The organism is Thioalkalivibrio halophilus, from assembly GCF_001995255.1.
GTDB classification, from domain to species: Bacteria; Pseudomonadota; Gammaproteobacteria; order Ectothiorhodospirales; family Ectothiorhodospiraceae; genus Thioalkalivibrio; species Thioalkalivibrio halophilus.
In genome coordinates this window covers 1-14,950 of sequence record NZ_MUZR01000065.1, presented here as the reverse complement: position 1 = coordinate 14,950, position 14,950 = coordinate 1, and the positions used below count along the sequence as shown (strand labels likewise).

Here is a 14,950-nt window from a genome sequence, read left to right as displayed (position 1 = left end):
GCCGGCCACCAGGAACAGGCCCAGGCCCAGCGCCATGGACCCCAGCGCCACCAGCACCGGCGGACGGGTCAGCTGTTCGGTCAACGGCACCTCGTCCGGGCCCGGGCGGCTTTCCACCTCGACCAGCCGTTCCTCGACTTCGACCAGGCGGTCGCGCAGCTGATCGCGCTCGGTGCGCAGGGTGTCCAGGTCCTGTTCCATCTGCTCGCGCAACTCTTCGGCCGCGGCGTCGGTCCCCGCATCCAGACGCTCCGACTCCAGCAGGAACCGCAGCTCCTCCACCGCCTCGCGCAGTTCATCGATCTCGGCATCGCGCGAGGCCAGACGTTCTTCGATCGCGGCACGCGACATGCCCTCGCCGCCCTCGTCCACCGCTTCGAACCGGTCCTCCACACGCACGGCGCCGGGGTCCCAGTTCTCGATGTGACGCAGGACCTCGGCGCGGGCACTGTCCCGGTCACGCCGGGCGAACACCGATTCCGGCGGCCGCTCCAGTACCGTGCCGGCCCGCAGCGTATTCACGTTCTGTTCGGCGAAGGCCTCGGGGTTGGCCTCGAGGAAGGCGAGCATGGCTTCGTTGACCGACACGCCGGGGGGCAGATCAAAGGTCTGCACGATGCTGTACAGGGTGTCGCCGCGCTGCACCTCGTGCGTCGGCCGGTCGGGCGACTCGGCCAGCACCGGCGTCACGCCTCCGGCGACCAGACCGAGCGCCAGGCTCAGGCCGCGCGCGGTGCCCGCCAGTCGGGAGCCATTGCGATTGTGTTTCGCCCGTCGATCCAAACCTGAACCCTCTATCGAAATCCGGTGGCCACGAACCGTGGCCTCGAGGAGGGTAACGGCCCGTGCAAGCCGTGCTGAAGGAAACCCCGACCGGCAGGGTGCAAGCCGGCACCGTTTGACTCACAATCCCGGCTTGCCAACACAACCACAGTGGAGGAGAAGATGAAGAAACGTTTTGCCCCCGGACTGGCCCTGGCCGGCCTGTTCACCCTGGGCCTCGCCGGGCCCGCTTCGGCGCTGGAAGTCGGCATCACCCCGGACCTGCAATCGCTGGAGGTCCCGCACGGTGACGAGACCGTCACCATCCAGCGCATCCAGGACACCGAGAACCGGCTGGACAACGAGTTCGCGAAGACCTCACGCCCCTGCCCGCCGTTCTGCGTCCAGCCCATGGATCTGGGCCGCGGCGTGGAAACCCTCGGCGAGGCGGAGTTCCTCGAGTATGTTGGCCAGCTCGGCGAGCGCGACGACCTGCTGATCATCGATTCGCGCGGTCCCGACGACTACGCCGCCGGCACCATCCCCGGGGCCATCAACATCCCCTGGCAGAAACTGGACATCGACGGCGACGCCGAGCCCGCGGACGTACGCGACATCATGCTCGACAAGTTCAGCGTGATGGATCACTGGGACCTGCTGGACTTCTCCAACGCCAAGACCCTGGTGCTGTTCTGCAACGGCCCGTGGTGCGGCCAGTCGCCCACCAACATCCGCACGCTGACCAACCTCGGGTACCCGGGCCACAAGATCAAGTGGTACCGCGGCGGCATGCAGATGTGGCACACCCTGGGCCTGACTACCGTCGAAGGCCGGTAGGAGGCCGGCCCTCCGGCCGATTTGCCCCGGTGGGTCGTCGGCCCCGATCGGCCAGGGGGCTGGCCTCCTACGGGGCGGGGGAACGGTAGGAGGCCGGCCCTCCGGCCGATTCCCCGTCCGGCCCATCTCCCGCGCCAGATCGGCCAGGGGGCTTGCCTCCTACGGGGCGGGGGAACGGTGGGAGGCCGGGCCTCAGGCCGTACACCCCCGATTGCGCCCGCCACGCTTGGCGCGATAAAGCGCCTGATCGGCGCGCTCCTCGAGCCGCCGCAGGCTCTCTCCCCGCTCCGCACCGGCCACCCCGAGACTGATCGTTACCCCGCCCACAATATCGAACGGCTTGTCCTCGACCACCCGACGGATGCGTTCGGCCAGGGTCCAGGCACCCTCGGCGTCGGTATGCGTCGCCAGCACCAGGAACTCTTCCCCGCCCCAGCGCGCGAAGTGATCGGTGGAACGCAGCACCGTGCGCACCCGGTCGGCCAGCTCGCGCAGCACGCTGTCCCCGGCCAGATGCCCCCAGGTGTCGTTGACCGATTTGAAATGGTCGACATCGAACATGATCAGGGAGAACGCCGTTTCGTAGCGCTCCCGCTCGGCATGAGCCTGCTCCAGCAGCGCGTGCAGCTTGGCCCGGTTGTAGATCTCGGTCAGGCGATCGTGGGTGGCGAAGCGCTCCAGCTCCGCCTCCAGGCGTTTCTGTTCGGTGATCTCATGGAACACCGCCACGTAGTGCTCCAGCTCGCCCGCGTCGTTGTACACCGCGGTGATCGACTCCCACTGCGGATACACCTCGCCGTTGCGCCGCCGGTTCCATACCTCGCCCTGCCAGCGGCCCTCGGCCTGCAGGCGGGTCCACATCTCGCGGTAGAACTCCGCGTCGTGCCGCCCGGACGACAGGATCGCCGGCGTGGCCCCGATGACTTCTTCGGGGGTATAACCGGTGGTCTCGGTGAAGGCCGGGTTGACCCGCTCGATGCGCCCGTCCGGGTCGCAGATCAGCAGCGCATGGGTGGTGTGGAAGGCGGTGGCCAGCAGCCGCTGCTCGGCCTCCAGCGCGCGGCGCTCGGCGCGGTCGCTGATGTCGGCCAGGACCATGCTGACCATGTGCGGTGTATCCCCCGCCTCGCGGAAGACCGAGGCCGCGACCTCCACCCATTGTTCGCGATCTTTCCGGGTCGGGTGTTCCAGCCGCAGCTCCAGGCGCAGCTCCTCGTCGTTGCCGGCCTGCAGTTCGTCCAGCGCGCGGTACAGCGCCGGCTGCTCCGGCAGATGATCGGCCAGCGGGCAGCCGATCAGAGTCAGCGGATCGCGTCCCAGCAGGCGGCCGACCATGGGGTTGGCATCCTGAATGATGCCCGCCGAGTCGAGGATCAGAAGCCCCACCGGCGCGCGCTTGCGCACCTCCTCGAACCGGCGTTCCTGACGCCGCGCCAGGCGCAGTTCGTCGCGGGCCTGGCGCAGAGCCTCGCCCAGCTCTTCCAGCAACCGCGACTGGGTGGACGCCAGCAGCTCGGCGAACCCCACCAGCCCCAGCACCTCGCCGGATTCCGGATCGGTGATCCCCAGGCGGCGGATGCCGTGCTCCAGCATCATCTGGCGCGCGCGGAACAGGCTTTCCTCGGTATCCACCGTCAGCAGAGGCCGACTGGCGACCTCCGCCACCGACGGATCCTCCGCCGCGCACATCAGCTGACGGACCACGTCGCGCTCGGTCAGGATGCCCGGCGGCCCGTCGTCGGCCCAGGACACCACCGCCGCCGCCACCCCGGCCCGCGACATCGCGCGCGTCGCATCGGACAACGGCTGTGCTGCCTCCAGTCGCAGCGGGCGGCCCCCCAGCGCCGTGCCCACCTCGCGCAGGCGCAGGTAGGCCTCGGCCCCGTGGCTGAGCGCCAGATCGGTCTGCGAGATGATGCCGAAGGGCCGGCCGTCGTCGTCGATCACCAGCAGGTGGCGGATGCCCGCTTCGGTCATGATGCCGTGGGCCTCGGTCGCCGACACCGAGCCGAAAACGCTGCGCACCGGCGAGGTCATCACCGAGGCCATGGGGCGGTCGCGTTCTTCCACCCGCGCTGGATCCAGGCGCAGGGCGTCGCGCTCGGTCCAGATGCCCTGCGGGCGGTCGTCCTCGCCCACGACCACGACCGAGCTGCAGCGGGCCCGATGCATGCGCCGCGCCGCCTCCGCGACACTCTCATCCGGGGCACAGCGCACCAGATCGCGCTGTGCGATCTCGCCCACCGGCACGGACGAGGACCCGGCGAAGGTCGCGGGGAGTACGGGCTGTCGTTCTGTATCGTTCACGGCATTCGACCCCCGGCTGGCGTTCGGCGTGGCATGGCGGCACGCGGATCCCAGTATAGACACGGAAAACGCCCGCACGTTATGAGGTGACCACTACCATGAAAAGAACCGGGCCCCCGGTTTGCAGGAGACATCCATGAAGCGTCGTCTGCGGCTGACCCTGCTGATGCTGATCGCCCTGCCCCTGTTCGCTCTGGGGGTCTGGGCGCTCTGGGGCGAATTTCAGCCCGAGCAGGAGCGGGAACTGCGCGTGGAGGTCCACGACCGCCTGGAGCAGTGGTTCCCCGAGGCCATGGAACTGCCCGACGAACTGCTCGGCTTCATCCCGCGCTCGCAGCGCTATCCGGACTCCGCGGCTCCGGATGCCATCCTGCTGCACGGACTGGACGAGCCCGGCAACATCTGGGACGAGCTGGCCACCGCCATGGACACCGCCGGCTTCAATCCCGTCGAATTCCGTTACCCCAACGACCAGGCCATTGACCGCAGCACCGACCTGCTGGCGGAGCGCTGGGAAGACCTGGACGCCGATCATCCGGTCATCCTGATCGGCCATTCCATGGGTGGACTGGTGATCCGCGATTTCATCACCCGCTGGCGGCACCCGGCCGACGGCGAGCCGCGCATCGAGGGGCCGCCGGTGGACGGCGTGATCCTGATCGCCACGCCCAACCACGGCTCGGAATGGGCCCGGCTGCGCATGTGGCTGGAGCTGCGCGAATGGTTCGCCGATATCCGCGAGGAGCGGTTCTCGCTGTTCGCCGGACTGCGCGACGGAACCGGCGCGGCCAAGATCGACCTGCGACCGGACAGCCGGTTCCTGGCCGAGCTCAACGCCCGCCCGTGGCCCGACGACATTCCGGTACGCATCATCGGCGGTGTGCTGGCCGAACCCACGCCCGAAATGGAACGCAGCCTGCAGCAGATGGGGGAACAGCTGGACGCCCCCGAGCTGCCCCGCCGCATCGCCGACTGGCTGGACCAGACCGGCGAAGGCCTGGGCGACGGCGTGGTCCCGGTCGACTCCCTGGCCCTGGAGGGACACCCGGAACCACTGGTCGTGGAAGGCTCGCACCGCGGCCTGCTGGTACCCACACCACTGACGGACACCCCGCCGGCGATCGAGCCCGTGCTGGAGATCCTGGAGCAGTGGCGCCGGGGGCTACACCGTCCTTGACGCCACCTGCTGCCCCCGAAGCGGAGGCCTCAGAGGCTGAAGTCGCCGCCGAGCGGCTCGTCGCCTTCGACCACGGGCAGGGACTTGGCACGTCCCCAGTGGGCCCAGCCACCGTCATACAGGCGCACGTCCTCGAACCCCAGGGCCTTGAGCTGCATGTAGGCCATGGTCTGGCGGAAACCGTCGTGGCAGTACGCGTAGACCGTCTTGTCGCGCGGCAGATCGGCGTACAGCTCCTCCAGCTCGTCCATGGTGTCCCACAGGTGCGTCTGGCCGTTGGCGCCGTCCAGCGAGACGATGTTGATCGCACCCGGGATGTGCCCGCCACGCGGGGCTCCGGTCACCGTCTCGCCGGTGTAGTGATCTTCCGGGCGGGAATCCAGCAGCACCACGTCATCGTCGCGGCGCGCGACCACGTCGTCGTAGATGTCGGTCCACTCGACCACCAGGTCGTCCCTGGCTTCTTCCAGGGTCACGTTGCCGGGCTCGATCTCGGGCGCATCGGTAGAGAGCGTGTTGAACGCGGTCCATTCGTTGGTACCGCCGTCCAGCAGTTTCACCCGGTCCATATCGTAACCGTAGAGGTCCAGCAGGAAGTACACACGGGTTGCGAGCGCGGTCACCGAATCGTCGTACAGCACGATGGTGGAGTCGTCATTGACGCCCCAGCTGCGCAGGCTTTCCTGGAACTGCTCGCGCGACGGGAAATGCATGATGGGATTGCGGCTGTTGTCGCCGAGATCCTTGAACCGCTGTACCTGAACCGCCCCGGGGATATGCCCCACGGTGTAGTAGCGATGCGGGTGATAGCGTACTTCGAGGATCACCAGGTCCGGGGCGTCGATGTGCTGTTCCAGCCAGTCGGCATTGACCAGGAAGTCGGCCTTTTCGGCCATTGCGGGACCGGCCGCCAGGGCCAGCAGGAGAGTGAGGGTCAGGATCCGGAAGGGTGATCGCATGGTTTACCTTTTGCGCTGCAAAAAACTGAGTCGAAATGGTTGACGCCCGCGCCGGCCGGCTTATTCCCCTGCGCCCGGCATGCATTCAGCCCGGCAGGTCGGCCTGGTTGTGGCGCAGCAGGGAACGCCAGTAGCGGTTGGCGTCGGACAGGATGTGCGTCGCCGCGCCCACCAGCTCGCGCAGTTCCTCGGTGCGCATCCAGCGGGTCTGCTCGACGGCGTAGTCCTCCTGCACCTGCTTGTGCAGGGCGAAGGCCTCCTCGAGGGTACGGAGCTGGCGCCAGACCTGGCCGGACATCGCCGACATGCGCACGACCTCGTTCTGCGCGAGGATGCCATGGATGGCCGCGCCCCAGGCGGGGAAGAACGCGGTAAAGAACAGACTCCACGGAAAGTGGAAAAAGAAGTGCAGCGTGACCACCAGGAAGGTCGCGAAGAACAGCGTGAACGCAAGCCGGTGCAGGTACTTGTGGTTTATCTCCAGGTTGTGGGCCGAGCGGCGGTAATACTCGCGGTGCTCGTCCAGCACGTCGTGGATGTAATCCAGCGCCGCCTCGTTGTGCTCGCTCATCCGGTAGGGCACGCGGCCACGGCGGTCCTGCGGCATGCCCTCGGCCACCAGCAAGCGCTGCAGCACCCACAGTTCGGCGCTCTCCAGCTCCGAATGCAGTTCCAGAGGGCGGCCCTCGGGGCGGCGGTTCTCCGGCCGCCAGTACGGTGCGGAAAACGTCTTCGGGAGCACCAGTAACGGATACCCCAGACGCAGATAACGCAGCTGCTCGGCGAGGAAGCGAAAACGGATCCAGTGTCCGTGGTGATCGCGGTAGCGGGCCTTCAGCACGCGCCGCACGATGAAATGCAGCAGCACGAACTCGACCGCGATCCAGAAATAGGGCACCTCGCCGGGCGCCGCCGGCCACACCTGCAGAGCCCCGGCCACCGCGGCGAACACCGCCATCGCCGCCGCGTAGTAGATCATCCAGGTGTCGTCCTGGTGGCGCGTGGCAAAAATGCTCGCCTGCTCGTCGGACCAATTGAAGAAGTGTTCGAACGCCGGTTCGCGGATGGGGTGCTCGGCCTCGCGCTCGGGGCTCGGACGCACGGCGTTGTAGCGATTGCCCCGGGACGGCCGCGGGCGCAGGGCCCGCAGTGCCCCGGGGAGGTCGAGCATGGCCAGCGCGGAGGATGCCGCATGCAGACGGTTCACCAGCCAGTGGCGCCGCACTTCGTCGCGGGCATCGGTCTGCAGCAGTTCCACCACGCGCGAGGGCTGGCTGCGCGCCGGGGGCTCCAGCATCGCGTGCAGCCACATCCAGCTGCCGGTCACCCAGTTCCATAACCCGGGCGGGCGCCGGCGACGTCGGGTCACGCCCGCCAGACCCAGCAGCCACAGCCCCCACCAGACGACGTAGTGCCCCACCCCCACCTGGTCATCGATCCGCCGGATCAGGCGGTTCTCGGTGGTGTTCTCGTCGAGGGCCGGGGCGAACGGACACAGGATGCGTTCCAGCCACTCGTCGATCCGGCGGGAGTCGAGTTCCACCGGGTCGAACAGCGACAGCAGCGCCGCCGGGGTCACTTCCATCACGTCCAGGCGGGTCAGCGCCGCGTCGGTCACCCGGGCCGCCGTCAGCATCATCAGCTGTGGCGTGTCCTGCTCCGGGTCCAGATACAGCAGCAGGACCCCCTGTCGGCGCATCACCGCGTCGCGGATCATCTGCCCCGCGCCGCTGGTGACCTCGTGGGGTTCCTGCCCGTCCCACACGGCCACCAGCATGTCCGAAAACGTCAGCGCCAGGTCATCCCGCAGGCGGTGCACCGACTCGGGCGGGTCCTCCGCACCATGGACGGGCTCGGCCCCCAGCACCACGCCACGGCGGGCATGCGCTCCCGGCTCGCCGGCCGTCTCGGGGCTGGTGGACATCAAATGCAGGTCCACGTCCAGGCGCGCGGCCGCGGATCGCGCCAGCTCGTTGGTCCCGGTGGCACGCCCGGTGATCAGCCGCATCACCGGCGACACGTCCGCATACACCGCATCGGTACTGGCGAAACGTTCCGCGGCCGCGCCGTACAGCCGCCGCAGCACCCGCTCCAGGGTGGCCTGCAGACTGGCCCGGCGGGCTTCGGCATCCCCGTGCGACAGCCAGTTGCGCTCCAGCCGCTGCCCGCGGTGCCCCCCCACCAGTACGGAGAACGCCGGGGTTAGCCGGACCTTGTACGGGTCTTCCCCGCCCCCTGTTTCCGCTGCCAACGCATATCCTCCGGGACGAAAACTGTGAAACCATATCACCGTGGCCGTCAGCCGACTGCCCCGCCCCGCCGGAATCTGCTATACGGCTGGAAGGTCGGGCGGGCCGACCGAACCGTTAAGGAAACAACCATGTTTGAAAAGATCATGATCCCGGTGGATCTCGAACACACCGACAAGCTGCAGAACAGCCTCGAAATCGCGGCCAGGATGGCACGGGAGTACGACGCCACGGTGTACTACGTGACGGTTTCGGGGAGCCTGGCCAACCGAGCCGCCCGGACCCCGGAGGAAATGGAAAGGCATCTGGCGGACTTCGCCCGCGAACAGGGCGAGAAATACGGCATTCGCACCGATTCGAAGCTGATGCACAGCAACGACGTGGCGGTGGAGCTGGATGACAAGCTGGCTCAGGCGCAGAAGGAACTGGATGCCAATCTGGTGGTGATGGCCTCGCACATCCCGGGCGTGGCCGACCGGTTGCATCTGATCAGTTCGAATGCGGGTGAGCTCGCCCGGCGCCTCCCGGTTTCGGTCTTCGTGCTGCGCTGATGATGTTTATCGCCTTTGTGCTGATGATCGGCTTTCTGATCATCGCCGCCGTTCTGCTGGTATGGCAGGTGAGCATCCTGTTCAGCGTGGTGATCGGAGAAGACGGCAGCGTACACACCACCCGCGGGGATCCGCCGCGCAATTTCCTGCACGCGGTGCGCGAGGTGGTCAGCCGCCACGGGCTGCAGGGCGGCAGGATCACCGCGGTGCGTGGCCGCGACGGCGTTCGCGTGCGCTGTTCGCGCCGGGTGCCGGAAGAGGCCCGTGCGCATCTGCAGGCCGCGGCGGAGCGGGTCAAGGTCGGCCGCCGCCGGCGCGGGCGCAAGAAGCGCCGCTGAAACCGGCCCTCCCCGGTACGGGCAGGGCCGGATGGTGCACTGTCAGAGCAGATCGTCCTGGATGGCGTCGATCGCATCCATGGCGCACTGGTGGTCGACATCGCCGCTGGGACTGCCCGACACCCCGATGCCCGCGACGATGCGCCCGTCGGAGGTGACCTGAGCGCCGCCGCCCAGGATGGTGACGTTGGGCAGGTGCTGGATGCCGTAGCTGACTTCGCCCGGGAAGGCATCATCGCGCAGCTCCAGCGTATCGGTACGGAAGCTGACCGCCGTCCAGGCCTTGCTCTGTGCAGTGCCAACGGTGTGCGGACCGGCGAACCGATCCCGCTTGAGAGCCTGGGTCGTCCCGAAGCGGTCGACCACCGCCGCGGTCACCTGTGCGTTGCGATCACGACAGGCATCTACCGCGGCCTCGACGGCCTTGGTCGCGATTTCGGGTGTCAGGCTGGGTGTGTTGAACGTGGCCGAATCGGCGTGAAGGGGTGCGGCGGCCAGCGCCATCAGGGCCCCCGTTGCAAGTGCAGCTCCAATTGAACGGGTCATCTTCAACCTCCGGGGTTGGTGTAGTTCGCCCTTCCATTTAGATGGTTTTCGGGCTTTTCGCAAACGAAGAAACCGAAGGACAAGGGCAACCCGAGAGGCTCAAGTGCGGCGGGACACCACCCTGCCCGGGCGATGGCCCCGCGATTCCGTCTCCGTTCAGGCCACTGACCGATCCGTTCGGAAACCGGTTCATCCGCCATCGGCGGATACTGGCTGGCCACCTCCCGGGCCGCCAGCAGAAAGGTGTTCACAAGCGTGGCGTGCTGCCGCAGCTTTTGCTCCAGATCCGGATCTTCGCTGACTTCGTCCACGACCACGCCATCCGGCCGCTCCTCCACGTGCACTTCGATGCGGCCGCGCTGTTCAAAAAGGGTGCGATACAGCGGATCACGGTCGCGCAGGTGGGCGCTCTCGCGCAGCCGCCGATGCAGCTCCGGGACGTGAACGCGCAGTAACGCGGCCAGTTCAGGGTCCGTTGCCGTCGTCACCGTCCGGGTACCCCCCTCGATGAACTCCAGCTCCCTGCGGATCGTGTCGTGGGACTCCAGCAGGCGCTGAAAGACCGCCTGCTCACGCTCGTGCTGCTTACGGGCTTCGGCGTCCAGGTGACCGCCGCAATCGATCATTCTCGGGTGCATCGTCATGGTCTGTCGGCCTCTTGCTGATGATCCTGCCCGGAAAAAAGCAATCTCCCTGCCAACTCGTATTTCCCGCCATGACGCGGCCACATGCCGATGCCGCCGATCTGGCCACGCCCTAGACTGCTCATATTGGCAGCTGCTAATACACAAAAATGCCACCTGTGACACCCGAACGCTCGCAAGTCACTGTAAAAAGGGGAAAATCAGATCCAAAAAATTGAGAATATGGATTGATTCCAATTTGCGGCCGTGTACAATTCCCACTGTCGAGTCGACGGCAGCTCAGCGTCGGTTCGCCATGCAGGGGCCACCTGGCCCCTTCTCTCCTCCATCTCTTCTGGATTTTGCCGTCGGCTCTCGGTGCCCCCCGCACCGACCCGGCGGCCCTTTTTACAACCCATCCGGTCGGAGAGGCTCAGCAAGACTTTCCGACAAATCAGCCAACAAAATGAGCAAAGGTCGTGCCACGCGCTGACTCGCCGGCCCTGCCGCTTCCTCCACACCGGTATCCGTTACGACTCCTGTTGATATTCCTGCCAGCCGGCGAATCCGCCGCGCAGCACACGCGCGTCGATGTCCATCGCGCGCAGGCTCTCGGCCACCAGATGGGAGCGCCCGCGCCCGCCACAGAACACCACCACGGGCTGCGCCGGATCCTCCAGATGTGACTCGATGCTGGCCTCCAGCTTGGGCCGGGGGATGTTCACGGCCCCCTCGATGGACGCTCCCTGCGCCTCTTCCGGCTGGCGCACGTCCACCAGCAGCAGCGGTTCACCGGCCTCCCGCCAGCGCGCCAGCTCCGCCGGCTCCACGTGCGGCAGGGTCTGTTCCAGGCGGGTGATGCGTTCTTCGAAACGGCTCATGACGATTCCTCGGATATGGGTGGTTCGAGCTTGCGGGGAGATCGGCGGTGCCTGCAATCTGCAACGATACGCGTGCGCGAAACCTCCGGGATGCACCCATGGCCGACACCTCCGACGTCCGCAGGCCGGGCTTCGTCGCCCACATGGCGACGGTCTTCATCAATGCCCTCAACGACAACTTCTTCCGCCTGGTCGTCATCTTCATCGCCCTGCGCGAGTTCGTCGCCGAGGGCGAAGGCACGTTCTACTACAGCCTGGTCGGGTTCGTGTTCCTGCTGCCGTTCGTGCTGTTCTCGCCGTGGGCCGGTTACATCGCCGACCGCTACAGCAAGAAGGCGGTGATCGTCGCCACCCGCTCGGCCGAGGCCGTGGTGCTGCTGACCGCCGCGGTCATGCTGATCATCGACTACTTCCCCGGACTGCTGGTGACGGTGTTCCTGATGGGCCTGCAGAGCACCTTCTTCAGCCCGGTGAAGTTCGGCATCCTCCCGGAGATCGTGCGCTACGCGCAGTTGTCGCGCGCGAACGGGCATATCCAGCTGTGGACCTTCCTGGCGATCATCCTCGGTACCGCGCTGGCCGGCTTCGTGATGGAGTTCGCCGGCGAGGCGCTGTGGATCCCGGCGGTCGTGATCGTGGCGCTGTCACTCACGGGCCTGGTCACCAGCTTCTTCGTCACCCCCACCCGTGCGCTCAACAACCCGGCACCGTTCCGGCTGAACCCGTTCGCCACCGTCGTGCAGTCGATCGCCGAGATCCGGCCGCAGCGGGTGCTGTTCCTGGTGGTCGTCGGCATCGCGTGGTTCTGGGCCCTGGGCACGCTGTACCAGCTCAACGTCCCGCTGTTCGCCGAGCTGCACCTGGGCCTGGGCGAGCTGGCCACCGGCGTCATCCTGACGACCCTGGCCCTGGGCATCGGCACCGGCAGCATCCTCGCCGGCTATCTGTCGCGCGGCGGCATCGCCATGCACCATGCCCCGGCCGGCATGATCGCGGCCGCCCTGATCAGCGCGTTGCTGTATTTCACCGTCGACAGCTACCCGGCCACCCTGGTGCTGATGGCCCTGCTCGGCGTTGCCTCCGGGTTCTTCATCGTGCCGATCACCGCCTACCTGCAGGGCCACAGCCCGGCGGAGCGGCGCGGGCGTTTCATCGCCGCCAGCAATTTCCTATCATTCTCCGCCATGCTGGTCGCGCCGGTATTGTTCTGGGTGCTCACCGGCCCGGCCGGCGCCACCCCCGCGCATGTCTTCGTGATCGGCGGGCTGGCCTCGGCACTGGTCGGCCTGACGGCCCTGCGCCTGTACCGCCGCCACCGCGCGGAGGCGGATGCCTGACCCCCGAAGCCCACGGCCGCGAGGCCGGACCACAGCATCCGGGGCGAACGTCTATCCTTCAGGGAAAGACATGCGCAGGGTTGAACCCGGGAGGCCATCATGAGCAACAACATGGTCGATGTAACCATTCACATCGACGAGACCATCAACGCCGAGGCCCGCGAACGTATCCAGGACGAGCTGCGCGAGATGAGCGGCGTGATGGCGGCATCCAGCCACGAGGAGAAACCACACCTGATCGTTGTCGAATACGACCCGGAGCGGATCAACAGCCATCGCCTGCTCGACACGGTCACCGCCAGCGGCGTGCACGCCCAGCTGATCGGCCTGTAGCCGGCGGCGAGCCTTTCAGCCTCAAGAGGCTCACGGACGGTGAAGGAGGCTCCCCATGGACCAGGACCAGGTCACGGTATTCGGCGGCACCGGCTTTCTCGGCCGCACGATCGTGTACCAGCTGCTCGATGCCGGACACGCCGTGCGCATCGCCTCGCGCCGCCCGGCGCTACCGGCCGACCTGCAACGGCACGAGCGGGTGGAACACTGCAGCGCCGACATCCGCAACGATGACGACGTGGCCAGGGCCGTGGCGGGTTCGAAAGGTGTAGTGAACGCCGTCAGCCTGTACGTGGAGCAGCGCGACCTGCGCTTCACCACCATCCACGTGGAGGGCGCCGCCCGGCTCGCCCGGGTGGCGAGCGAGGCCGGTGTGGAGCACCTGGTGCACATCTCCGGCATCGGCGCCGACGCTGGTTCGCGTTCCGCCTACATCCGTGCGCGGGGCGAAGGCGAGGCCGCGGTGACCACCGAATTCCGCGACGCCCTGATGGTCCGGCCCAGCGTGCTGTTCGGCCCGGGCGATGCGTTCCTGCGCAACCTCGCAGCCCTCGCGCGGCTGCCGATGGTGCCGCTGTTCGGCCGCGGCGACACCCGCCTGCAACCGGTGCACGTGGCCGATGTCGCGCAGGCCGTGGCCACCCTGTTCAACGAGCCGCCGGCCGGACACCGGGTGTTCGAGCTCGGCGGCCCGGACATCCTGGAGTACCGCCAGATCGTGAACCGGGTGCTGGAACACCTGGGGCAGCCCCGGGTGCTCGTGCCGGTACCGTTTCTCCTCTGGCACCTCGCCGCCGGGCTGACTTCATGGCTGCCCCGCGCGCCCCTGACCCGGGACCAGGTCTACCTCATGCAGCAGGACACGATCACCAGCGGCACCTGCGCGACCTTCGCCGACCTCGGCATCACGCCGCGCTCGCTGGAGGCCTCCCTGCCCGAGTGCCTGCCGACGACTTAGGAGCGGTCCGGCGCCCGGGACACGAGGAAGGCATCCGCCTGTTGGTCGTCCCGGTAGGCCTCCATGGCTTCCTCCGCGGCTGCGCGGCTGTCGAAGGAGCCGATCCGGACCCGGAAGTGCTCGCTGTCGTGTTCCGGTACGTCCACGACCTCCAGCTGGCTGTCATAGCCGCGCGTCCCCAGTTCCCTGCTCAGCTGCCTTGCATTCGCCCGTTCGGAGAACACGCCCGCCTGGATCGAGTATCGCTCGCTGGCATCGGCTTCATCATGCGCCTCCGCCGATTTCTCGACGTTCATCGGGGTTACCGGCTCGGCGGGCCCGGCATCATGTTCCAGGCGCGCGGCCAGAGCGGCGGGCGAGAACGCGCGAACATCGGCCTCGTCCCTGGCGTCAGCCGCCACCGATGGCGTCGGATCCTCGACACCGGTGTGGTTCGGCGCACCGATCGCGGCGCCCGAATAAACGCCGAGGACGAACAGCAGCACCGTTGCAATCGGCGCCCCGAAGACCGCCAGGAACAGTTGCCGACGGGTGATTAGCAGGTTGATCATCTCGTTACCCTCCTCCATGGCGTCAGGACCGCCATTTTGTGATCGCGGGGTCCGGCATGCGCGAACGACAAAAATTCGACGCGTCCGCTCCCCTCAGCCTGGATCACGCAAGGACAATGCCAGGCTGTTGAGCGATCGATTCGAGGGTTACAGGCTTTGGGTGGCGAGGTTCTGCGAAAGCAGGCCTTCCCACAGGGAACCGACCCGGGCGAGATGATGGCGCGCGATCGCCTCGGCGCGGGGCGCCAGGGCCGCGGCCTGTTCCGCGGATTCGGCGCGCAGGCGGATATCGGCGATCTGCGGCTGGTCCACCGGCATGCCGATCTGGCTGACCAGCACCACCTGCGCATCCGATACTTCGTCGATCTCCGCCACGATCGCCTCGGCGATATGGGTGGCCGTCACGTTGTACAGCTTGCCGACATGGGTGACCGGATTCTTGCCGGCGAAGGACTCGATGGTCATCGGGCGCGACGGGGTAATCAGGCCGTTCGCCCGATTGCCGCGACCGGTCTGCCCGTCGTCACCGGCCTCGGCCGAG

Annotated in this window: 16 protein-coding genes; 7 read left to right on the top strand and 9 right to left on the bottom strand. The window is 67.4% G+C overall.

What is annotated here, in order from left to right; genetic code table 11:
- Positions 1 to 783: FimV/HubP family polar landmark protein (locus B1A74_RS12965; RefSeq protein ID WP_279625496.1), on the bottom strand; the 783-nt coding region annotated here is incomplete at its 3' end.
- 162 nt (positions 784 to 945) lie between these two features.
- Between B1A74_RS12965 and B1A74_RS12960 the strand changes: the two genes are divergently transcribed.
- Positions 946 to 1,599, top strand: a complete 654-nt coding sequence (locus B1A74_RS12960; RefSeq protein WP_077244872.1) for a rhodanese-like domain-containing protein — start codon at positions 946 to 948, stop codon at positions 1,597 to 1,599.
- Positions 1,600 to 1,791: 192 nt separating this feature from the next.
- On the opposite strand, the gene B1A74_RS12955 is transcribed toward B1A74_RS12960, so the two are convergent.
- Positions 1,792 to 3,906, bottom strand: coding sequence for a diguanylate cyclase (locus B1A74_RS12955; RefSeq protein ID WP_244269225.1), 2,115 nt, complete (start codon positions 3,904 to 3,906; stop codon positions 1,792 to 1,794).
- Between the two features lie 136 nt (positions 3,907 to 4,042).
- Between B1A74_RS12955 and B1A74_RS12950 the strand changes: the two genes are divergently transcribed.
- The gene (locus tag B1A74_RS12950) at positions 4,043 to 5,083 is read left to right on the top strand and encodes an esterase/lipase family protein (RefSeq protein WP_077244870.1); all 1,041 of its coding nucleotides are present in this window, start codon (positions 4,043 to 4,045) and stop codon (positions 5,081 to 5,083) included.
- A gap of 29 nt (positions 5,084 to 5,112) precedes the next feature.
- Here B1A74_RS12950 and B1A74_RS12945 read toward each other — a convergent pair whose 3' ends face one another.
- Positions 5,113 to 6,042, bottom strand: coding sequence for a sulfurtransferase (locus B1A74_RS12945; protein ID WP_024329686.1), 930 nt, complete (start codon positions 6,040 to 6,042; stop codon positions 5,113 to 5,115).
- Positions 6,043 to 6,127: 85 nt separating this feature from the next.
- Complete coding sequence (locus B1A74_RS12940) at positions 6,128 to 8,293, bottom strand: hypothetical protein (RefSeq protein WP_077244869.1); 2,166 nt, start codon at positions 8,291 to 8,293, stop codon at positions 6,128 to 6,130.
- Positions 8,294 to 8,422: 129 nt separating this feature from the next.
- On the opposite strand from B1A74_RS12940, the gene B1A74_RS12935 reads away from it, so the two are divergent.
- On the top strand, positions 8,423 to 8,842 hold the full coding sequence (locus B1A74_RS12935) for a universal stress protein (RefSeq protein ID WP_077244868.1): 420 nt from the start codon (positions 8,423 to 8,425) through the stop codon (positions 8,840 to 8,842).
- Complete coding sequence (locus tag B1A74_RS12930) at positions 8,842 to 9,180, top strand: DUF3634 family protein (protein WP_077244867.1); 339 nt, start codon at positions 8,842 to 8,844, stop codon at positions 9,178 to 9,180. The genes B1A74_RS12935 and B1A74_RS12930 overlap by 1 nt, the downstream gene beginning before the upstream one ends.
- A 42-nt stretch (positions 9,181 to 9,222) precedes the next feature.
- Here the strand turns inward: B1A74_RS12930 and B1A74_RS12925 are convergent, their stop codons facing one another.
- The 3 genes from B1A74_RS12925 to B1A74_RS12915 form a co-directional block, all read right to left on the bottom strand.
- Positions 9,223 to 9,726 (bottom strand): GlcG/HbpS family heme-binding protein, encoded by a 504-nt coding sequence (locus B1A74_RS12925; RefSeq protein ID WP_077244866.1) that lies wholly within the window; start codon positions 9,724 to 9,726, stop codon positions 9,223 to 9,225.
- A 2-nt stretch (positions 9,727 to 9,728) separates the two neighbouring features.
- Positions 9,729 to 10,370: a hypothetical protein gene (locus tag B1A74_RS12920; protein WP_244269224.1), complete on the bottom strand. Its 642-nt coding sequence runs from the start codon at positions 10,368 to 10,370 to the stop codon at positions 9,729 to 9,731.
- 509 nt (positions 10,371 to 10,879) lie between these two features.
- Entirely contained in the window at positions 10,880 to 11,230 is a 351-nt protein-coding gene (locus B1A74_RS12915) for a rhodanese-like domain-containing protein (RefSeq protein WP_077244865.1), read from the bottom strand.
- Between the two features lie 98 nt (positions 11,231 to 11,328).
- Between B1A74_RS12915 and B1A74_RS12910 the strand changes: the two genes are divergently transcribed.
- The 3 genes from B1A74_RS12910 to B1A74_RS12900 all read left to right on the top strand — a co-directional run bounded on the left by B1A74_RS12910 (position 11,329) and on the right by B1A74_RS12900 (position 13,858).
- Positions 11,329 to 12,567, top strand: a complete 1,239-nt coding sequence (locus tag B1A74_RS12910; protein ID WP_077244864.1) for an MFS transporter — start codon at positions 11,329 to 11,331, stop codon at positions 12,565 to 12,567.
- 99 nt (positions 12,568 to 12,666) lie between these two features.
- The gene (locus B1A74_RS12905) at positions 12,667 to 12,900 is read left to right on the top strand and encodes a hypothetical protein (protein ID WP_024329694.1); all 234 of its coding nucleotides are present in this window, start codon (positions 12,667 to 12,669) and stop codon (positions 12,898 to 12,900) included.
- A 55-nt stretch (positions 12,901 to 12,955) separates the two neighbouring features.
- The gene (locus B1A74_RS12900; protein WP_077244863.1) at positions 12,956 to 13,858 is read left to right on the top strand and encodes a complex I NDUFA9 subunit family protein; all 903 of its coding nucleotides are present in this window, start codon (positions 12,956 to 12,958) and stop codon (positions 13,856 to 13,858) included.
- On the opposite strand, the gene B1A74_RS12895 is transcribed toward B1A74_RS12900, so the two are convergent.
- Both B1A74_RS12895 and B1A74_RS12890 read right to left on the bottom strand, forming a co-directional pair.
- Positions 13,855 to 14,409 carry an SPOR domain-containing protein gene (locus B1A74_RS12895; RefSeq protein WP_026289070.1) on the bottom strand — a complete coding sequence of 185 codons (555 nt, stop codon included), beginning with the start codon at positions 14,407 to 14,409 and terminating at the stop codon, positions 13,855 to 13,857. The two genes, B1A74_RS12900 and B1A74_RS12895, sit on opposite strands and share 4 nt — an antisense overlap.
- 147 nt (positions 14,410 to 14,556) lie before the next feature.
- The coding region (locus B1A74_RS12890) for a methionine adenosyltransferase (protein ID WP_244269223.1) at positions 14,557 to 14,950 on the bottom strand (394 nt) is incomplete at its 5' end.